A 19,653-nucleotide genomic window follows, 5' to 3' on the forward strand; every position below is an offset into this window, starting at 1 on the left:
ACGGGCGGCTAGCCCCGCTCGATGCGGATCGTCGTCCACGCGCCGACGTGCACCCGGTCGCCCTCTCTCAGCGGCACCGGCACGAAGGGCTGGATCGGGTCGGCCGCGCCGTTGACGGTCGTGCCGTTGGTGCTGTTCTGGTCGACCACCGCCCAGCCGCCCTCCGGCTGCTCGACGAGCATCGCGTGCTTGTGCGAGACACCCGGGTCCTCGGGCGGTCTGGCGAGGTCGATGTCGGGCACCTCGCCCGTCGACTGCCGTTTGCGGCCGATCGCGATCTGCGGCCCGACCAGCGGCACCTTCTGCTCGGGCGAGTACGCCGGCAGGTTCAGCCCGTGTGCCTCGGGACCGCTGCGCGACATCATCGCCGCGAAGTACTCCCGGTCCGGCGCGACGACCGCCACCCAGCCGACGCCCATAGGCTGCGGCGGCGGCCCCTGGCCGGGGAACTGCTGCCCGTGCTGCCCGTGCTGTCCGTGCTGTCCGTGCTGTCCGTGCTGTCCGTGCTGCGGCGGCGGCTGCGCAGAACTGGGCGGCGTGATCACGAAGTCGCCGCCCATCCGCGGGTCCTGCTGCGGCGGCGCCTGCGGCGGCACGCCGAGCCCGGGGCCCGGCGGCGGCGGTGGCGGCGGAGGCGGTGGCGCCTGCGCCGCACCGGTGTCCGGGCCCAGCGGCTCGGGCCCGCGGTGGACCTGCGAGGGGCCCGAGGGCTGGTACGTCAGCCCCTGCGGGTGCTGCGGGTGGAAGCCCTGCGAGAAGCCCTGGGCCATCGTCGGCGGCACGTACGGCTGGGCGCTCTGGGTGACGAAGTTGTACCGGCACTCCTCGCAGAACTGCGCCTGCCCCTCCCGGGGCGTGCCGCACGACGGGCAGGGCTCCGCGGCCTGGGTGGGCTCGCCGGCGGGGGGACCGGGGTAGCCGTAGCCCCCGGGCCCGGCGGCGGGACCTGGGCGGCCGGTGGCGGGACGGCGCCCGGCATGCGGATGCCGCACACCTCGCACCAGTCCTCGGCTCCTGACGGGTGACCGTTCGGGCAGGTCGCCATCTCGGTGGATCCCCCTGTCTCACTCTCGTCACTTCTTGACGCGGACGGTCTTCGTCGACCGTGTCTCCAGTGTCATCTCGTCGGCCTCCGCGACCTTGGCCTTCAGACGCACAGTACCGCTCGCCGCGTCGACCACGTCCACCACCTTCGACAGTAGCTTTGCGGTGTCCGCGTTGCCGGAGGCGCTCGCGAGCTGGACCGCGCGCCCCAGTTTGGCCGTGGCGCCGTCCATGTCGCCGGCCTTGCGGTCCTCCAGTCCCGCCTGGATGACCTGGGCGAGTTCGGCCTGGCCCGTGTAGTGCGCGACCTGCGCGTTGATACGGGTCGAGGCCGCCATGTCGTCCGTCCACACCGCCCGGATCAGCCCCTGGGAGAGGGTCTGCGCGCTGCCGTCGGGGCGCGGCAGGATGAGCGAGACGCGGGCGGCAAGCATCTCCTGGCCCACGGAGGCGGGGGGCACCTCGACGCAGACGTGGTAGTCGCGGGACTCGTCGCCCCACGAGCCCGTGGGGTAGTCGCCGGCGCGCGGGCCGGCCTCCGTACGCCGCTCGGTCAGCTCCTCGACCGTGGGGGCGACCTGCTTGACGAACTTTATGACCGAGCCCTGCGGCGTCCACAGCCGCAGCGCCACGTCCGCGACCTCCTTGCCCATCGCGGTCTCCATCATCTGCGTGAAGTCCGCGGCCAGGCCGGCCGGGTCGGCGACGATGTCGGCGGTGCCGAGCAGCGCGGAGGCGATGCCGGTGACCTCCTTGACCTCCCAGTCCGTGCCGACGCCACGGGCGTCGCAGGTGAACCGGCCGGCGCAGGCGTCGAGCGCGGCGCGCAGGTCCTCCGGCGACTCGTGCTCGTTGCGGCCGTCGGTGAGCAGGATGCCGTGCCGGATCGCCACCTCGGAGGAGCCCAGCAGCTTGTCGGCGAGCCGCAGCCAGGTGCCGATCGCCGTGCCGCCGCCGGCGCTCAGCTTGCGCAGCGCTTCCTTGGCCTCGGTACGGGTCGCGGCGTCGGCGACCGCGAGCCGGCCGCCGCCGGGGTAGACCTCGCGGGCCACGTGGGTGCCGGCGACGACGGCGAAGGCGACGCCGTCGCGTACCGTCTCGATCGCGGCGGCGGTGGCGTCCCTGGCATTGCGCATCTTGGTGGGGGGATAGTCCATCGAACCCGAGCAGTCGACCATGATCACCACGCCCGCGTCGGGACCCGCGGAACCGAACTGCATACGCGCCGGGTCGGCGGCGGGCAGCGGCATGCCGCCCGTCGTGCCGCCGCCCGTCGAGGCGACGGTGACGATCGCGTTGACCTCGCGGCCGCCCTCGGGCAGGTATTCGTTCTGGTAGACCTCGACCGAGAACTCCGGCGCGTTCGACTTCGAGAAGTTGGCCATCTCGTCCCCTCCCACTGATGGTATTTAGATCTATGTAGACAATTCACCGGGCAAGAGAGGCTGCCTACGTTACGCGCGCCGCCCCCCGTGGCGGATCAAACCCCCTCGTGTCCCCCCTCCATCACGAAGGGCCTGCCCCGCCCGCCGGGCCGGGGAACGGGAGTACCGCCACTGTTACGTTGTCGTGGCCGCCCCCGTCCAGGGCGTGGCCGACGAGCACCTGGGCCGCGTGCAGCGGCCGGGTCGCGGCGTCCGGCGGCACCGCGGCGGCCAGTTCCGCCGCCGCCTCGGCGTAGTTCCACAGCCCGTCGGTGCACACGATCACCACGCCCGGCCCGTCCGGCTTGAACGAGGCGGTGTGCGGGTCGAGTTCGTGCGCGTCCGCGCCCAGCCAGCCGGTGATCGCGTGCGCGCGCTCGTCCGCGTACGCGTCCGCCTCGGACATCAGCCCGGCGGCGACCATCTGCGCGGCCCACGAGTCGTCCTCGGTGAGCCGGGCCGACGGCGCGGCGCGGTCGTCCGGCACCCAGTACGCGCGCGAGTCCCCGACCCAGCCGACGGTCAGGATGCCGCCGGCGATCACCGCGCTGACGATCGTGCAGGCCGGCGCGTTCTGGTGGCTCAGCGGCGAGTGCTGTGCGGCCAGTTCGTTGACCGAGCCCGCGGCGGCCAGCAGCGCCTCGTGCATCGCCTGCTGCGGGTGCAGCCCGCGGCCCAGCGTGGCCTGCAGCGACGCCCCCGCGGCGACGCTGGCGGCGGCGGACGCCTCGTCCGGGCGGCCGGCGGAGGACACGCCGTCGCAGACGACGGCGACCGTGGCGGGCGCGCCGTTGGGCAGGACGGTGTCCGCGATGGCGAAGAAGTCCTCGTTGCGGTGGTGGCGCAGGCCCCGGTCGCTGACCGCGGCGACGCCCTCCACCTCGTGCTCCATGTGGTCCCGCTCGCGCGGCTGCGCGTGGCCGCAGCGCTCGCAGTAGCCGTCGACGTCGATCGCGCCCGTACGGCACGCGATGCAGCGCCGCCCCGGCGGCACCGGACCTGCGGCCGGTGCCCCGGCGGCGGCCGGGGCGTCCGGGGCGGCGGTGCCGAGCGCCGCGCGCGGGTCGGCGCCCTGCGGCGCCACCGGCTCGGCGATGCGCTGGTGCTCCGGGTCCCCCCCGGGCGTGTCCAGCAGGAACTCGCCGGATTCCCCGCCGCCCTCCGGGGCGGCCCCGGGGCCCGCGATGCGGTAACTGCCGGTGCGCTGCCCCTCCGAGGGACGGCTGTCCGGCGCGGCGACCCGGCCGGCGGGCGGCGCGCCCGCGGGAGCCGCGGCGGGCGCGGCGCCGTTGGGACCCGCCGCGGGTGCCGCGGCCGCCGGCGCGGCCGCCGCGGGGGCGGGCGCGGCGAGATCCGCGCCGCACGCCCCGCAGAACAGGTCACCCTCCTCCAGCGGCTCCTCGCACGAGGGGCACGAGTTCAGTTGGGATACGGGAGGTGTGTTCGCCATGGGCTTTCCTCTCATACCCAGGTCTTCGGCCGGTAGCGGTTGGCCCGTTCGACCATGTCGATCCGCTCATGGCCGTGCTGTGCGAGACGGGCCAGCACGCGGAAGGAGTTTTCCAGACCGAACCGCAGTCCGTCCTCGTCCAGCGCGCACCCCAGCAGTGCCGGCTGCGGCGGACCCGAGGGGGCGGCCGGGACCGCGCCGGCCCCGGTACGGCCCGTCAGCACCCAGTCCAGCGCACTGCCCAGCACCTCGGTGGAGAGCCGGGCTCTGCGGCCCGCGTCCAGGCCCACGTCCTGCAGCCGCTCCACCTGCGTACCGGCCGCGTGCAGATCGGTCAGCAGCGGCTCCTGCGGGGCGCGCTGGCGCAGCCGGGCCCTGATCGCCGCGACCCGCGCGGCGGTGTAGTGGATCGACGCCTCCGGTACGGACTCCAGCGCCCGTACCGCACCGGACCTGTCGGCGGCGGCGAGCCGCACCCGGGCGAGCCCGAACGCGGCGCTGACGTAGGCCGGGTCGGTCGTCCACACCAGCCGGTAGTACTCGGTGGCGTTGTCCAACTGGCCCAGCACCTCGGCGCAGATGCCCAGCGCCAGCTTCGGTGCGGGCTCGCCGGGGAAGGCGTCGTAGATCGCGTCGAAGGACAGCGCGGCGGTCTCGAAGTCGCGGGTGGCCAGGGCCTGGAGGCCGCGGTACCAGACGATCCGCCAGTCGTCGGGGTGCTGCTCGCCCAGCTCGGTCAGCGAGGAGCCGGTCGCGGCCAGGTCGCCCAGCTCCAGATGGGCGCGCACCCGGCGCAACTGCAGCTCGATGGAGTCCGTCGGCGCGTTGGACAGGGCGGCGGTCAGCTCCGCAGGCGCGGACGCCATCAGGCCCGCGAGGAAGCCCGCGTTGGGGTCGCTGGGGCTCACCCGCGGCACCGGCAGCGCCAGCGCCGCCGCGGGGGAGTCCAGCGGCAGCGTGTCCGCGATCTGCGCGGGCAGCGCCACCTGCGTGCCCATCCCCTGCCCGCCGCCCGGCAACTGCGGCGGTACGCCCTGCGCGGGCGGCAGCGCCGGGACGCCGTTGCCGGCGGCCCGCACGGCGCGCTCGCGCTTGTTGACGGGCCGGGCGCCGAGCTGCGAGGTCTCGCCGGTCGCCGGCGGGAACAGCTCGGTGTCCACCACGCGCAGCTCGGGACCGAAGAGCGTGGACAGCGCCGGCTGCGGCTTGCCCGTCTGCAGCGCCACGACCTCCCGCAGCACGCCCGTCAGTTGCTCGGACATCTCCGCGGCCGAGGCGAACCTGCGGGCCGGGTCGGGGTCGGTGGCGCGGACCAGCAGGCGGTAGAAGGACTCGTACCGGTTGAAGACGTCGATCGAGTCGGGGTCGGGCAGGGTGTCGACGAAGACGTTGGTGTAGCCCTGGAAGTCGAAGGTCAGCACGGCCAGCGTGCGCGCCACCGTGTACAGGTCGGAGGCGATGGACGGGCCGACGTCGGCCACCTCGGGCGCCTGGTAGCCCACCGTGCCGAAGATCGCGGACTCGTCGTCGTCCATGCGGCGCACCGCGCCCATGTCGATCAGCTTGAGCTGGTCGCCCTGCTGGATGGCGTTGTCGACCTTGAAGTCGCAGTAGAGCAGGTTGCGGCTGTGCAGGTGGCCGAGCGCCTCCAGCGCCTCGATGCCGTACGCGCACGCCACCTCGACCGGCAGCGGGTCGCGCTTGCCGTCCGGCGTGCGCCGCTCGTTGGCGATCTCCTTCATCGACTTGCCGCCGACGTACTCCATGACGATGTAGCCGTCGAGGCTGCCGGTGCGCTGGTCCAGGTGCTCGACGAAGTTGTAGATGCGCACGATGCCCGCGTGCTCGATCTCCGCGAGGAACCGGCGCTCGGAGACGGCCGCCGCGATGGCGTCCTCGTCACCGGTGTTCAGCAGGCCCTTCAGGACCACCCAGCGGTCGGCGACCGCGCGGTCGATCGCCAGGTAGATCCAGCCCAGGCCGCCGTGCGCGAGGCAGCCCGCGACCTGGTACTGCCCGTGGACGATGTCGCCCTCCTGGAGCTTGGGCACGAAGGAGTACGGCTGCCCGCACTTGGTGCAGAAGCCCTCCGTACGCCCCGCCCGCCCGCCGCGCGAACGGCCCACCGGCGCCCCGCACTCGCTGCGGCTGCAGTACCGCTTGCGCTCGGGCACCTCGGGGTTCGCCAGCACCGCCGTGCGCGGGTCCGGCCGCGGCACCTCCGGCACCGTCACCAGGCCCGCGCCCAGCTTGCCGCGGGAGGCCACCGCGGACGTACGCGAGCTCTTCACCGAGACGGAACGGCCCGTCGACGCCCCGGTCAGCGCGCGCGACAGCCGCCCGGACACCGACCGGCGCGACGCCCGCGAACTGCTCCGCGACGTGCTGCTCGACCGGCTCGACGCGCTGGAACTGCTCGACGACGAACTGCCCCTGCTGCCCCGGCTGCCGCGGCGGTGCCCCGTCACCCCGGTGGGCGCCGAGCCGACGACGCCGTCCGGCGAGACGACGGGGGCGAGCCCGCAGGTGTCGCAGTACAGCTCGCCGCCGCCGACGTCCTCGTACGTGCCTCCGCAGCCCGGCCGCTGACATGCCTGCGCGTTGCTCATGACTCCCCCAACTCCGTTCCTTCCAGCCTCACGCCGTGCCCCCGGGGCGGTCCACCGGGCCCGCGAGCACCTCCGCCGTGGCCCGCTGGTAGCGCTGCACCGCCTGCTCCGCCGCGATCAGGTCGCAGGGCGCCGACCACAGCAGCCGGCGCGCCGCGTCGTACCGCTCCACCAGGATGCGGTCCTCGGCGAAGCCGTGCCGGGCCACCTTCGCCTTGTACGCGTCCAGCCGGCCGCGCAGCTCCGCGCGCACGGCCAGCGGCGCGGTCACCGCCGTCAGCGACTCCCGCGCCCGTAGCAACTCCTCCTCGGCCCGCTGCTCCAGGCTCTCCAGCAGCGGCGAGAGCCGGTGCCACTGGGCGCGCCTGCGGAACTCGACCGCGTTGGCCAACTGCTCGTTCAGCGCGGTCGGCGGGCCGCTCACGGCCGGCACCTCGGACGCCGCTATCTTCGCCAGCACCTCGCCGCGCGCCCGCCGGGCCTCGCCCAGCGTACGGTCCGCGCGCGACAGCACGTCGCGCACCCTGATCAGCCGCTCCTCCGCGTCCTGCCGGACGTGCAGCACGGCGTCGATCTCCCGGCGCACGTCCTCCAGACCGCGCGCCGCCGCGTCGTAGCGCGCGGTGTCCGGCGTGCCGCCGCCGGGCGCCGCGCCAGGGCTGCGCCCCGCGGGCCGGGACCAGAACGCGAGCGGGTCGCGCACCACCTCGTCGCGCAGCGACGCCAGTTCCGCCGTGATCCGCTCCAGGTCGTCGCCCGCCGGGTGCTCCCCGGAACGTACGCCGACGGAGTGGGCCAGCGACCGGGTGCGCTGCAGCTCGGCGGCGAGCAGGTCGATGCGCGCGGGCAGCGCCGACCACACGGAGTCCGCCGCCGCGACGACGTCGATCACCTCCGCGTACCAGCGGTTCATCCGCTCCACCAGCTCGTCCAGCTTCAGCGACTCCGACAGCCGGGCAGGCCCCGTCAGCGACGCCGGATAGCCGCCGGCGAGGGTACGCGGCAGGGCCGCGGCACCCGGCGCGATGGTGACGCCGTGGTCCCGCAGCAGCGCCGTCAGCTCGGCCAGCTCCGTCGAACCCGGCGAGCGGCGGCGGGTCCGGATCTCCCGGGCCGAGCCCAGCGCGCCGGTGTACGCGTCGAAGTGCGCCCACAGCAGCGAGATCGCCTGCTCTGCGGCGGCCCAGCGCTCCTTGGTCGTACCGGACAGCTCGGCGCCCTCCAGCAGCCGGCGTCCCGCGTGGTCCTGGAGCGCGAGCAGCGAGGTCTCGATCGCCTCGTGCTCGGCTCCCAGCCGCGCGAGCGCACGATCGACCTCCTCGCGGTCCATCGAACCCCGTGGCGGGAGCGGCATCTGTTTCCCTCCGTGCTGCCGTACTCTGCCCGTTGCCCTGCTGTTCCTGCTCCGGCGTGCGCCGGCTCAGTCCTTGTACTTGGGGGCCGGCGGTCCTTCGATCCCCGGCATGGCGTCGGCCAGCCACTCGTCGTAGGCGTCCTGCCAGCGCCCGTCCTTGCGGTAGTCGTCGAGCAGCTTGTTGACCCGGCGCACCAGATCGTGGTCGTCCTCGTTCATCGCCACGCCGTAGGGCTCGGGCTGGTCCAGGGTGCCGAACAGTTTCATCGACGGGTCCTGCGCGGCCTGGCCCGCCGCCAGCGCGTTGTCGGTGACGACCGCGTCGGCCTTGCCGAGCTGCACCCGCACCAGGCAGTCGAGCTGGTTGGGCACCAGCATGACCTCCGCGCCGTGCGAGTCCTCCTCCAGGGCGGCCTGGCCCGTGGAGCCGTCCGCGGTGCAGACGCGCTTGCCGTCCAGGCTCTCGTCGAAGCCGGTGATGCCCGCGTCCTCGGGCGCCAGCACCTGCTGGTCGCCGGTGAAGTACTCGGTGGAGAAGGACACGTCCTGGATGCGCTCGCAGTTGATGGTCATCGTGCGCACCACGATGTCGACGTCCTTGGCCTGCAGCGCCGGGACCCGCTGGCTGGTCGGGATGGAGCGGAAGACGATCTTCTTCTCGTCGCCGAGGATCTCCCCGGCGATGGCCCGCGCCAGGTCGATGTCGAAGCCTTCGAGATCGCCGGTGAGCGGGTTGCGGTAACCCCACTGGAAGCTGTTCTGGTCGATGCCGGCGATCAGATACTTGCGATCCTGGATCCGTTTGACGCCGTCGCCCGACGCGGTCGCGGACGGCCGCAGGCTCGCCTCCGGCGTCTCGCACTCCTCCTGGCTCGACTTCGCCGCCTTCGCCTGCTGCGCCGCGACCGCGCCGCCGGCGGCGCGGTCGTCCGCCGCGCCGTCCTGGCGGCCGTCGCCCGTGAGACCGGGCAGCAGGGCGGCGGTCAGCGCGACGGCCGCCGCCGTTCCGGCCACGCCGCCCCAGCCGCGCAGGTTCCGCCTCGTCCTCGGTGCCTTCGCCGTCCGCATCGCTGCCTCCCCCTTCGCCGTCATCGGTACTCCGAGAGCCTGCGGCCGATGCCGAACACCGCGCCGGCCGCGCCGAGCACGGCGAGCACCCCGGCCCCGATCCACAGCCCGGAGAGCGCCCCGCGGCCGTCCTCGGCCGCCGACTTGAACTCCTGGCGCTCGTGGTCGAGAGCCTCCCTGAGGCTGTCGTCGACCGCGTCGAAGAACTCGCTGGTCGACTTCTCCCCGCCGCCGCCGATGACCATGTCCTTCGCGTCCTCGTACTTGCCCGCGACGTTCTGGCTCTGCGCCTCGCCGTGCAGCTCGCGCCACTCGCGTACGTTGTCCACGGCCTCGGCGACGGGCTCGCGGCCCCGGTCGTCGTCGGCCAGCGCCAGGGCGCGGCCGAGCAGGCTGTCCTCCGGCGCCGCCTCGGCCTCGGGGTTCTTGCCGGCCAGCTCGGTCATCCCCTTGAGGTAGCTGTCCTCGTACTTGTCGAGGCCGTCCTCGGTGGTGACGGAGCCGCGGTTGACGTACGTCAGGTTCTCGTCGGCGCGGGCCCGCAGGGTGTTGATCCGCGCCTCGTTGAGCGCGTGCATCGACTGGGCGCCGTGCTGATCGGAGTCGCCGAGTCCTGAGCGGGCGAAGGTGTGCCCGACGGTCAGCCAGAGCAGCACGATCACGGTGGCCGCGGAGGCCGCCAGCAGGCCGTGGTTGAACACCCGGTTCGTACGGAGGTAGTGGCGGCGCTGCGCCCAGAACAGGACCCCGAGCGCGAGCAGCCCGCTGGCCAGCGCGGCCCACGGCCACGACTCGGCGTCGGAGTAGTCCTGCTCCAACTGGCCGGTCTCGGACAGGTAGAGCTGCTCGGCGGCGGGCAGCAGCGTCTCGCGCATCTGCTCGTCCGCGTAGCGCAGGTACGCGCCGCCGAGCGGCAGGCCCTGGCGGTTGTTGGCGCGGGCGGTCTCGACCAGCGAGGTGTAGACCGGCAGCGCCTGGTTCAGCTTCTCGATCTGCTGCTGCGACTCCGCGGCGCCCTGGGAGTTGGCCGCCGCCTTCACCAGCAGCTTCGACGCCTGCTGGATGTCCTCGTCGTACCGCTCGCGCACCTTGGCCGGCTCCTGCCCGCCCTCCAGGAAGCCGGTGGCCGCCGTGGTGTTGGCGCCGGCCAGCGAGCGGTAGATGTCGGCGGCGTCGGCGCTCAGCGGCTGGCTGCGGTTGATGACGTCGTCGGCCGCCGCGGAACGGTCGGACACCTGCCAGGCGGTGAGCGCCCCGAACAGCACGACCAGCGCCGCCAGTACGGCCCCGATGATCCGCAGCCGGCCCGGCTCGGTGGTCGCGGCGGCGCGCAGCCGGTCGACGCCCTCGGCGAACGCGGAGCGCCGCCCCGGTGGCGCGGCGGGCGGCGGCGGCGCGGCGGAGCCGCCCGCGGGGGAGCCCTGCTGCGGTACGAGTGGGCCGTCAGGGCCGGCCTGCGCGGGAAACGCAGGCGCGGTCCGATGCTCCGGCGGCGCGGCGCTGCCGGCCGGCGGCGGGTACGTCACGTGACCTCCCCCTGGGTCGCTGGCTGTTCGCCCGGTTGCGTGGGCGGGTCCAGTCCACCCCGGGCACGTCGGCAAGTATGGCGGCCCGTTCAGGCCGTCACACCGCGATTCCCGGGATCTTGTTCGGATCGGTACCGTAGCGCGCCACGCAGTGGACGTCTCGGTCCCATCCTGCCCTTCTTCACGCGCAGCGCATCCGTTCGGTTCCTGTTCCGACCGGCTTCCGCGCCCCGGGGGAGTACCGGGGCGCCGGGGCCGCGGCGGGGGTCGCCGCGGGCATAACAAAGGCCCGGTTCTAGGCAGAGATGCCGTCGATCCGGGCCAGGGCCTCGTCCGCGCCATATGGCTGCAGGTAGGGCAGCCAGCGCGGATCCCTATGCCCTGTCCCGATGATCCGCCAGGCCAGTCCGGACGGCGGCGCGGGTTGGTGGCGCAACCGCCAGCCCAGCTCGTGGATCGCCCGGTCGGCCTTCACATGGTTGCAGCGGCGGCAGGCCGCCACGACGTTGTCCCAGCGGTGCTGGCCGCCGCGGCTGCGCGGGATCACGTGGTCGACGCTGGTGGCCACCCCGCCGCAGTACGCGCAGCGCCCCCCGTCGCGGGCGAAGAGCGCCCGCCTGGTGAGCGGAACGGGCCCCCTCACGGGGACCCGTACGAACCTCTGCAGCCGCACGACGCTTGGCGCCGCTATCACCCGCGTGGCGCTGTGCAGGAAGGCACCGGATTCCTCCAGGCTGACCGCCTTGCCGTTCAGCACCAGCACGAGAGCGCGGCGCAGTGGCACGACGCCGAGCGGCTCGTACGAAGCATTGAGGACGAGGACGTGCGGCACGGTGCCTCCTTGTACGCCGGCGGCGCGTGGCTCGCGCCGGGACGATCTGGTCAACAGTGTGTCCTGCACTCCCGCCTCCGCGCCACCACGATCAGGTAAACGGGCCAACCGCCCGGCAAGGTTCCACGGCCGCCCCCGTGATGTTGATCCCCCCTTCCGACCCGCCCTACGCCTGGTCTCACCGGGCGGTAACCGGACCGCAACACGGGCGCCGCCGAGGGGTCACGCGGTCACCCGCCGGACGGCCCCGCGGTGGTAAAGCGACGCTAAAGAGGCAGGCCGGAGCGGCGGGTAGGGTGAGGGCGGTCCACCCCTGAACGGAAGGTTCCACGCCGTGTTCGCCACCGCTCGCCCGGCTGCCGAGAGTCCCTCCCCGACGCCGCTTGAGGACTCGCGCAAGAGCGCGGAGGAGACGGCCGGGTGGATCCAGGAGAACTGGGCCTCCTGGCTGGGCCTGGGCCTGCGGATCCTGCTCGTCGTCGTGATCGCGTACGTGCTGCGCCGCGTGGTCCAGCGTATGATCACCAAGCTGATAACGCGGATGACGCGCACCGCCGACGCCGTGGACGGCACCGCCCTCGGCGGGCTCCTCGTCAACCACGAGAGACGCAGACAGAGATCCGAGGCGCTCGGTTCCATCCTGCGCAGCAGCGCTTCCTTTGTGATCCTCGGCACAGCCGCCCTGACCGTGCTCTCCGCCCTCAAGATCGATCTGGCGCCGCTGCTGGCCAGCGCCGGCGTCGCGGGCGTCGCGCTCGGCTTCGGCGCCCGCAACCTGGTGATGGACTTCCTCTCCGGCGTCTTCATGCTCATCGAGGACCAGTACGGGGTCGGGGACACCATCGACGTCGGCGAGGTCACCGGCGAGGTGATCGAGGTCGGGCTGCGCGTGACCAAGCTGCGCGGCGACAACGGGGCGATCTGGTACATGCGCAACGGCGAGGTCAAGCGGATCGGCAACCTCAGCCAGGGCTGGGCCACGGCCGTCGTCGACGTGCCGGTGGCGGCGGACGAGAACCTGGACCGGGTGCGCGACGTGATCGCCGCCGCCGGCGGGGAGTTCGGCCGCACCGAGCCGTGGAGCGAGCAGTTGTGGGGCGAGGTCGACGTGCTCGGCCTGACCGCCGTCGCGCAGGGCACGGCCATCATCCAGGTGCAGGTCAGGACGATGCCGGGGAAGTCCATCGGGGTCGAGCGCGAGCTGCGCTGGCGGATCAGGGAGGCGCTGCTCGCCGCCGGGGTCGTCATGTCGGACGTACCGCCGGGCGCGATGGTGCCGCCCCGGGCGGAGCGGGTGGCGGTGCCGCAGCAGGCGCCGTCGGGCGGCGGTGGCGGCGGGGAGTAGCCCGAGCGGCCCCGGTCCCGGGCCGCCGCGGGCGGCCCGGCGCGCGTTTCGCCCGCACTCTTGACGCGCTTCGTCCGCGGCATTACTTTCGCCGCACTCCGATAGGAAAGTTTCCTAACCATTCGGGGCGGCGAGCGGTACGGCACCCGTCCGGACCGGGGAGAGGTGACGCCCATGGCCGGTGGCCCGGGGACGCTGCGGGCGATGAACGACCGCGCCGCGCTGGCGCTGCTGCTGGAGCACGGCACGCTCTCGCGCACCCGGCTCGGCAAGCTCACCGGCCTGTCCAAGCCGACCGCCTCGCAGTTGCTGGCCCGGCTGGAGGCGGCCGGGCTGGTCATCGCCACCGGCACCAGCGAGGGCAGCCCGGGACCCAACGCCCAGCTCTACGCCCTCAACCCCGCCGTCGCCCACGTGGTCGGGCTCGACGTCACCGCCGCCCGGATCCGCGCGGCCGTCGCCGACGTCACCGGGCGCACGGTCGGCTCGTACGAACTGGCCACCGCCAAGCGCACCGGCGGCGGCGCCGCGGAGGGGACCGTGCGCCGCGTCGTCCGCGCCGTCGACGGCGCCGCCAAGGACGCCGGGCTCACCCGCGCCGAACTGCACCGCGCCGTCATCGGCACCCCCGGCGCCTTCGACCCCGGCACCGGCCGCCTGCGCTACGCCTCCCACCTGCCCGGCTGGCACTCCCCGACGCTGCTGGAGGAGCTGGCCGCCGCCCTGCCCATGCCGCTCGCGTACGACAACGACGTGAACCTCGCCGCCGTCGCCGAGCAGCGCCGCGGCGCCGCCCGCGGCCACGACGACTTCGTCCTGCTCTGGAACGAGGAGGGCCTCGGCGCCGCCGTCGTCATCGGCGGCCGGCTGCACCGCGGCGGCACCGGCGGCGCCGGCGAGGTCGGCTTCCTGCCGGTGCCCGGCGCGACCCTCGTCCGCCAGGTCACCCGCGCCAACAGCGGCGGCTTCCAGGAACTGGCCGGCGCCCAGGCGCTCGCCCCGCTCGCCCGCGAACTCGGCCTCACCCCCGGCCGCGGGCACTACGCCGAGGTCGCGGCGGAACTCGTCGCCCGCGCCGCCGCCGAGCCCGGGGAACCCGGCCACGCGGAACTGCTCGACCGCTACGCGCAGCGCCTGGCCGTCGGCCTCGCCTCCGTGGTCGCCGTCCTCGACCCGCAGCTCATCGTGCTCTCGGGCGCCGTGCTGGCCGCCGGCGGCGACCGGCTGCGCGCGCTCGTCCAGTCCGAGCTGGCCGAACTGGCCGTGCCCCGGCCGCGCCTGGTGACCGGCGCGGTCGAGCGGCACCCCGTGCTCACCGGCGCGCTGGAGAGCGCGCTCGCCACCACCCGCGACGAGGTCTTCGACACCACCGCCCGCTGACGCCGGCCCGCCCGGCCCGTTTCCGCACCGCACCCGGCACACCCGACCCGGCACACCCCCACCCGGCTCGCTCGCACCCGCCCCACCCGCCCGTTTTTCCCCTGCATCCGCCAGGAGGTACGACGACCATGCCCACAACCCGCCCACGCGGCCGCGCCGTCGCCGCGGTCGCCGCCGCGGCCGCGCTCTCGCTCTTCGCCGCCGCCTGCACCGGCAGCAACGACTCAGGCGGAGCGGACGACGACCCCGACGCCGACGTCACGCTCACCTTCTGGCACGGCTGGAGCGCGCCGTCCGAGGTCGAGGCGATCGAGGCCAACATCGACGCCTTCGAGGAGAAGTTCCCCAACATCACGGTCAAGTCCGTGAAGGGCGTCAACGACGACAAGCTGAACCAGGGCCTGCGCGCCGGCGGCTCCAACGGCCCCGACGTCGTCTCCTCGTTCACCACCGACAACGTCGGCCGCTTCTGCTCCTCCAACGTCCTCGCCGACCTCGACCCGTTCCTCAAGGAGTCCGGCATCAGCCCGGAGGAGACCTTCCCGGCGCCGATGCTGGAGTACACCCAGTACGAGGGCAAGCGCTGCGCGCTGCCCCTCCTCGGCGACGCCTACGGCCTCTACTACAACAAGGACGCCTTCGCCGAAGCCGGCATCGACGCACCGCCGAAGACCCTCTCCGAGCTGGAGGAGGTCGCCAAGAAGCTCACCAAGCCCGACGGCGACGGCTACGAGCAGCTCGGCTTCATGCCCAACTACCAGGGCTACGAGACCACCGTCGAGCACTACGGCGGGCAGTTCGGCCTCACCTACTTCGACGGCGAGGGCAACTCCAGCGCCGCCGCCGACCCGAGGACGGCCGAGCTGTTCGAGTGGCAGAAGGGCATGGTCGACGCCCTCGGCGGCTTCGAGAAGCTGCGCAAGTACCGCAACACCTTCGGCGACGAGTGGGGCCCCAAGCACCCCTTCCACACCGGCCAGGTCGCCATGCAGATGGACGGCGAGTGGCGCGGCAAGATGGCCGCCGACGCCGACGTCGGCTTCGGGATAGGCGCGGCCCCCTTCCCCGTCCCCGACGACCAGGCGGACTCGTACGGCAAGGGCTACCTCTCCGGCACCATCACCGGCATCGCCACCACCAGCGAGAAGAAGAACGCCGCCTGGGAGCTGGTGAAGTACCTGACCACCGACACCGACGCCGTCGTGGACTTCGCCAACGCCATCCACAACGTGCCCTCCACGCTGGCCGCGCTGAAGTCCCCGAAGCTCAACGACGACCCCGTCTACCGCACGTTCGTCGACATCGCCCAGCACCCCGAGTCCAGCCACGCCCCGCCCTCGAAGAACGGCGGCGCCTTCCTGCTCACGCTCCAGGACTACGGGCTGAAGTACGAGAGCGGCGAGGAGGACGATCTGACGTCCCTGCTGGAGCAGGCCGACGAGCAGATCGACAAGGACAACGCGCAGGCCGGCTGATGTCCGCCGCCGTCTGCACCCTGGGTGCGCGGCGCCGCCGCGCGGCGCTGCGCACCCTCGGGTTCCTCTCGCCCTGGCTCGTCGGCTTCGGCGTCTTCTTCGCCTACCCCCTCGGCGCGACCGTCTACTTCTCCTTCATGAAGTACGACGGGTTCACCGACCCCGTCTGGGTGGGGCTGAAGAACTGGCGCTACGTCCTGTTCGACTACCCCTTCTTCTGGCCCGCTCTGGCCAACACCCTGTGGCTGGTGCTCGTGATGGTCACCCTGCGCACGGTCTTCGGGCTCGGCATCGGGCTGCTCATCACCAAGATCAAGACTGGCGCCGGCGTCTTCCGCACCCTGTTCTACCTGCCGTATCTGGCGCCGCCGGTCGCCGCCACCATGTCGTTCGTCTTCCTGATGAACCCCGGCACCGGACCGGTCAACACCATCCTCGGCCGGCTCGGCCTGGGCGAGCCCGGCTGGTTCAACGACGCGCAGTGGTCCAAACCGGCGCTGACGATCCTCGCGCTGTGGTGCGTCGGGGACCTCATGGTCATCTTCATGGCGTCGCTGCTGGACGTGCCCAAGGAGCAGTACGAGGCCGCCGAGCTGGACGGCGCCGGCGCCTGGTCCCGCTTCCGGTACGTCACGCTGCCGAACATCCGGCCCGTCGTGCTCTTCGCCGTCGTCACCGGCGTGATCGCCACGATGCAGTACTACACCGAGCCCATCGTGGCCGCGAAGGTCGCCAGCGGCGTCATCGGCGGCTCGGGACAGCACTTCGAGCCCGGCTACCCGGAGAAGTCCACCCTCACCGTCCCGCAGAGCGTCTACCACCTGGGCTTCCAGCGGTTCGACACCGGCGCCGCGTGCGTCGTCGCCCTCGTGCTCTTCGTCCTCGCGATGGCCTTCACGTACGTGCTCATGCGCCGCGGCAGCGGCTTCCTGAAGGAGGACGACTGATGGCCGCGGTACATCCGGTCGAGCGGAAGCGGCCCGCGGCGGCGCGCCCCGCGGCCTCGGGCCGGCGCCCGCGGCGTGGTCCCGCGACGAACGCGCAGGCGCGCCGCAGGGAGCTGCTGAACTGGGTCGCGGTGCACGCCCTGGCGATCGCCGCGTCGCTGTTCTTCGTGCTCCCCTTCGTCTTCGTCTTCCTCACCGCCGTGATGAGCGACGACCAGGCGCTGACCCGGGCGCTGTGGCCGCGTACCTGGGAATGGGGCAACTTCGGCACGGTGTGGGAGACCCCGGGCTTCCTCACCTGGTGGCGCAACACGCTGCTCTACGCGGGCCTGGGCACCGTGCTCGCGGTCGGCTCCAGCCTCCCCGTGGCGTACGCGCTGGCCAAGTTCCGCTTCCGCGGCCGGAACCTGGCGATGATGATGGTCATCGCGGCGATGATGCTCCCGCCGCAGGTCGTCATCGTCCCCATGTACCTGTTCTGGTCCCGGCAGATGGACATGACCGGCACCCTGTGGCCGCTGATCATCCCCTTCGCCTTCGCCAACCCCTTCAGCGTCTTCCTGCTGCGGCAGTTCCTGCTGACCATCCCGCGCGAGTACACCGAGGCCGCGCGCATCGACGGCTGCGGCGAACTGCGCATCCTGCTGCGCATCGTGGTGCCCATGGCCAAGCCCGCCATCGCCGCCGTCGCCCTGTTCCACTTCTTCTACTGCTGGAACGACTACTTCGGGCCGCAGATCTACGCCTCGGAGAACCCGGGCTGGTGGACGCTGAGCTACGGGCTGGAGTCGTTCAAGGGTGCCCACCAGACGGACTGGAACCTCACCATGGCGGCCACGGTCCTGGTCATGGCCCCGGTGATCGTGGTCTTCTTCTTCGCCCAGAAAGCCTTCATCGAGGGCGTCACCCTGACAGGAGTCAAAGGTTGAAACTCGCAGTGGTAGGCGGCGGCTCGACCTATACGCCCGAGCTGGTCGACGGGTTCGCGCGGCTGCGCGAGACGCTGCCCGTCGACGAGCTGGTCCTCATCGACCCCGCCGCCGAGCGGCTGGACCTGATCGGCGCCCTGGCGCGGCGGATGTTCGCCCGGCAGGGCCACGACGGGCGGGTCGTCACCACCGCCCGCCTCGAAGAGGGCGTCCAGGGCGCGGACGCCGTGCTCGTCCAACTGCGCGTCGGCGGGCAGGCGGCGCGGCAGCAGGACGAGACGTGGCCGCTGGACTGCGGCTGCGTCGGGCAGGAGACGACCGGCGCGGGCGGTCTCGCCAAGGCGCTGCGCACCGTGCCCGTGGTGCTCGACATCGCGGAACGGGTCCGGAAGGCCGCCCCCGACGCCTGGATCATCGACTTCACCAACCCCGTCGGCATCGTCACCCGCGCGCTGCTGCAGGCCGGGCACCGCGCGGTGGGCCTGTGCAACGTCGCCATCCACCTCCAGCGGACGTTCGCGCGGCTCTTGGACGCCCCGCCCGCGGACGTCCACCTGGAGCACGTCGGCCTCAACCACCTCACCTGGGAGCTGGGCGTACGCCTCGGCGGCCCCGGCGGCGTCGACGTGACGCCCAAGCTGATCGGCGAGCACGGCGCCCGGATCGCCGGGGAGCTGCGGCTGCCGCCGGAGCTGCTGACCCGGCTCGGCGTCGTGCCCTCGTACTACCTGCGCTACTACTACGCCCACGACCAGGTCGTGGGCGAACAGCGCGAGGGTCCCTCGCGGGGCGCGCAGGTCGCCGGGATGGAGGCCGAGCTGCTGCGGATGTACGCCGACCCGACGCTCGACACCAAGCCGGAGCTGCTGTCCAAGCGCGGCGGCGCGTACTACTCCGAGGCCGCCGTCGCGCTCGCCGCGTCACTGCTGGGCGGGGCGGCGGGCGCGGTGCAGGTCGTCAACACCGTCAACCGCGGCACGCTGCCGTTCCTCCCCGACGACGCGGTCGTCGAGGTCCAGGCCGAGGTCACCGCCGAGGGCGCCAGGCCGCTGCCGGTCCCGGAGCTGGACCCGCTGTTCGCCGGCCTCGTCGCGCACACCACCGCGTACGAGCGCCTCGCGCTGGACGCGGCGCTGGAGGGCGGGCGCGAGCGCGTCTTCCGCGCGCTGCTCGCGCACCCGCTGGTCGGGCAGTACGACCGCGCCGAGAAGCTGGCGGACGCGCTGATCGCGCACAACCGGGAGCATCTGCCGTGGGCCTGAGCCCGGTCGCCGTGCTGGCGATCGACGCCGGGAACAGCAAGACGGACGCGGCGCTGGTCGCGGCGGACGGCACGGTGCTGGGCCAGGGGCGCAGCGGCGGCTTCCGGCCGCCGGTGACCGGGGTGGCGGCGGCGGTCGACGTGCTGGCGGAGGCGGTGGCCGGGGCGGTACGGCAGGCGGGGGGCGACGGCTCCGGCGGTGCCGTCGCCGGACAGGTGTCCGCGCATGTGTCCGCGTGCCTGGCCAACGTCGACCTGCCCGCGGAGGAACGCGCCATCCGCGCGGAACTGGAGGCCCGCGGCTGGGGCCGTACGGTTGCCGTCCACAACGACACGTTCGCCCTGCTCCGCGCCGGCCTGCCGCCCGGCGCGCAGCCGCGCGGCGTCGCCGTCGTCTGCGGCGCCGGCATCAACTGCGCCGGGCTGCTGCCCGACGGCCGCACCCACCGGTTCCTCGCCCTCGGCAGGCTGTCCGGCGACTGGGGCGGCGGCGCGGGGCTCGCGGCGGAGGCGGTCTGGTACGCGGCGCGGGCGGAGGACGGCCGCGGCGAGCCGACCGCCCTGGCGACGGCGGTGCCGGAGCACTTCGGCCTCGGCACGATGTACGAGCTGATCGAGGGCGTCCACCTCGGCCGGGTCCCGGTGGCCCGCACCCAGCGGCTGGCCCCGCTGCTCTTCGCGGTGGCGGCCGGGGGCGACCCGGTGGCGCGGTCCATCGTGGACCGGCAGGCGGACGAGGTGGTGGCGCTGGCGGCGGTGGCGCTGGAGCGCCTCGGCCTGCTGGACGAGGAGGTGCCGGTGGTGCTCGGCGGCAGCGTCCTGGCCGCGGGCCACGCGCAGTTGGACGACCGGGTACGCGCCCTCCTCACGGCCCGCGCCCCGAAGGCGGTCCCCCGGGTGGTCACGGCCCCGCCGGTGCTGGGCGCGGCCCTCCTGGGCCTGGACCGCGCCGGAGCCCCGGAGGAGGCCAGGTCCCGTACGCGGCAGCACTACGGCTGAGCCGGGCGGG

General features: G+C 73.5%; 16 protein-coding genes. 8 read left to right on the top strand and 8 right to left on the bottom strand.

Annotated features, from left to right (window positions below; all coding sequences use genetic code 11):
• Positions 1 to 8: 8 nt before the first annotated feature.
• The 4 genes from CXR04_RS24785 to CXR04_RS24800 all read right to left on the bottom strand — a co-directional run bounded on the left by CXR04_RS24785 (position 9) and on the right by CXR04_RS24800 (position 6,185).
• Positions 9 to 992 carry an FHA domain-containing protein gene (locus CXR04_RS24785; protein ID WP_442802401.1) on the bottom strand — a complete coding sequence of 328 codons (984 nt, stop codon included), beginning with the start codon at positions 990 to 992 and terminating at the stop codon, positions 9 to 11.
• Between the two features lie 81 nt (positions 993 to 1,073).
• Entirely contained in the window at positions 1,074 to 2,429 is a 1,356-nt protein-coding gene (locus CXR04_RS24790; RefSeq protein WP_101424484.1) for a vWA domain-containing protein, read from the bottom strand.
• A 121-nt stretch (positions 2,430 to 2,550) separates the two neighbouring features.
• Positions 2,551 to 3,918, bottom strand: coding sequence for a PP2C family serine/threonine-protein phosphatase (locus tag CXR04_RS24795; RefSeq protein ID WP_101424485.1), 1,368 nt, complete (start codon positions 3,916 to 3,918; stop codon positions 2,551 to 2,553).
• 11 nt (positions 3,919 to 3,929) lie between these two features.
• Positions 3,930 to 6,185: a tetratricopeptide repeat protein gene (locus tag CXR04_RS24800; protein WP_442802402.1), complete on the bottom strand. Its 2,256-nt coding sequence runs from the start codon at positions 6,183 to 6,185 to the stop codon at positions 3,930 to 3,932.
• Between CXR04_RS24800 and CXR04_RS36945 the strand changes: the two genes are divergently transcribed.
• On the top strand, positions 6,169 to 6,507 hold the full coding sequence (locus CXR04_RS36945; RefSeq protein WP_442802403.1) for a hypothetical protein: 339 nt from the start codon (positions 6,169 to 6,171) through the stop codon (positions 6,505 to 6,507). The genes CXR04_RS24800 and CXR04_RS36945 overlap by 17 nt on opposite strands.
• Positions 6,508 to 6,555: 48 nt before the next feature.
• Here the strand turns inward: CXR04_RS36945 and CXR04_RS24805 are convergent, their stop codons facing one another.
• The 4 genes from CXR04_RS24805 to CXR04_RS24820 form a co-directional block, all read right to left on the bottom strand.
• Positions 6,556 to 7,857: a hypothetical protein gene (locus tag CXR04_RS24805; protein WP_101424486.1), complete on the bottom strand. Its 1,302-nt coding sequence runs from the start codon at positions 7,855 to 7,857 to the stop codon at positions 6,556 to 6,558.
• Between the two features lie 90 nt (positions 7,858 to 7,947).
• The gene (locus tag CXR04_RS24810) at positions 7,948 to 8,949 is read right to left on the bottom strand and encodes a glutamate ABC transporter substrate-binding protein (protein ID WP_234380469.1); all 1,002 of its coding nucleotides are present in this window, start codon (positions 8,947 to 8,949) and stop codon (positions 7,948 to 7,950) included.
• Between the two features lie 20 nt (positions 8,950 to 8,969).
• Positions 8,970 to 10,475, bottom strand: a complete 1,506-nt coding sequence (locus CXR04_RS24815; RefSeq protein WP_101424487.1) for a hypothetical protein — start codon at positions 10,473 to 10,475, stop codon at positions 8,970 to 8,972.
• 295 nt (positions 10,476 to 10,770) lie between these two features.
• The gene (locus CXR04_RS24820; protein WP_047015830.1) at positions 10,771 to 11,307 is read right to left on the bottom strand and encodes an HNH endonuclease; all 537 of its coding nucleotides are present in this window, start codon (positions 11,305 to 11,307) and stop codon (positions 10,771 to 10,773) included.
• Between the two features lie 334 nt (positions 11,308 to 11,641).
• Between CXR04_RS24820 and CXR04_RS24825 the strand changes: the two genes are divergently transcribed.
• The 7 genes from CXR04_RS24825 (at position 11,642) to CXR04_RS24855 (ending at position 19,643) form a co-directional block, all read left to right on the top strand.
• Positions 11,642 to 12,652, top strand: coding sequence for a mechanosensitive ion channel family protein (locus CXR04_RS24825; RefSeq protein WP_101424488.1), 1,011 nt, complete (start codon positions 11,642 to 11,644; stop codon positions 12,650 to 12,652).
• 174 nt (positions 12,653 to 12,826) lie between these two features.
• Positions 12,827 to 14,032: an ROK family transcriptional regulator gene (locus CXR04_RS24830; protein WP_101424489.1), complete on the top strand. Its 1,206-nt coding sequence runs from the start codon at positions 12,827 to 12,829 to the stop codon at positions 14,030 to 14,032.
• Between the two features lie 128 nt (positions 14,033 to 14,160).
• Positions 14,161 to 15,507: an ABC transporter substrate-binding protein gene (locus tag CXR04_RS24835; RefSeq protein ID WP_101424490.1), complete on the top strand. Its 1,347-nt coding sequence runs from the start codon at positions 14,161 to 14,163 to the stop codon at positions 15,505 to 15,507.
• On the top strand, positions 15,507 to 16,454 hold the full coding sequence (locus tag CXR04_RS24840) for a carbohydrate ABC transporter permease (RefSeq protein WP_101424491.1): 948 nt from the start codon (positions 15,507 to 15,509) through the stop codon (positions 16,452 to 16,454). Before CXR04_RS24835 ends, CXR04_RS24840 begins: the two co-directional genes overlap by 1 nt.
• Complete coding sequence (locus CXR04_RS24845) at positions 16,454 to 17,383, top strand: carbohydrate ABC transporter permease (RefSeq protein WP_101424492.1); 930 nt, start codon at positions 16,454 to 16,456, stop codon at positions 17,381 to 17,383. Before CXR04_RS24840 ends, CXR04_RS24845 begins: the two co-directional genes overlap by 1 nt.
• Positions 17,380 to 18,645 carry a 6-phospho-beta-glucosidase gene (locus CXR04_RS24850; protein WP_101424493.1) on the top strand — a complete coding sequence of 422 codons (1,266 nt, stop codon included), beginning with the start codon at positions 17,380 to 17,382 and terminating at the stop codon, positions 18,643 to 18,645. The genes CXR04_RS24845 and CXR04_RS24850 overlap by 4 nt, the downstream gene beginning before the upstream one ends.
• Entirely contained in the window at positions 18,636 to 19,643 is a 1,008-nt protein-coding gene (locus CXR04_RS24855; protein ID WP_101424494.1) for an N-acetylglucosamine kinase, read from the top strand. The genes CXR04_RS24850 and CXR04_RS24855 overlap by 10 nt, the downstream gene beginning before the upstream one ends.
• Positions 19,644 to 19,653: the final 10 nt, after the last annotated feature.

It is taken from the genome of Streptomyces sp. CMB-StM0423, assembly GCF_002847285.1.
Taxonomy (GTDB): domain Bacteria; phylum Actinomycetota; class Actinomycetes; order Streptomycetales; family Streptomycetaceae; genus Streptomyces.

Coding starts and splice junctions, on each gene's coding strand:
- CXR04_RS24845 (WP_101424492.1), top strand. CDS start 16,454: ATGGCCGCGGTACATCCGGTCGAGCGGAAGCGGCCCGCGGCGGCGCGC.
- CXR04_RS24835 (WP_101424490.1), top strand. CDS start 14,161: ATGCCCACAACCCGCCCACGCGGCCGCGCCGTCGCCGCGGTCGCCGCC.
- CXR04_RS24810 (WP_234380469.1), bottom strand. CDS start 8,949: ATGCGGACGGCGAAGGCACCGAGGACGAGGCGGAACCTGCGCGGCTGG.
- CXR04_RS24790 (WP_101424484.1), bottom strand. CDS start 2,429: ATGGCCAACTTCTCGAAGTCGAACGCGCCGGAGTTCTCGGTCGAGGTC.
- CXR04_RS24805 (WP_101424486.1), bottom strand. CDS start 7,857: ATGGACCGCGAGGAGGTCGATCGTGCGCTCGCGCGGCTGGGAGCCGAG.
- CXR04_RS24840 (WP_101424491.1), top strand. CDS start 15,507: ATGTCCGCCGCCGTCTGCACCCTGGGTGCGCGGCGCCGCCGCGCGGCG.
- CXR04_RS24830 (WP_101424489.1), top strand. CDS start 12,827: ATGGCCGGTGGCCCGGGGACGCTGCGGGCGATGAACGACCGCGCCGCG.
- CXR04_RS24795 (WP_101424485.1), bottom strand. CDS start 3,918: ATGGCGAACACACCTCCCGTATCCCAACTGAACTCGTGCCCCTCGTGC.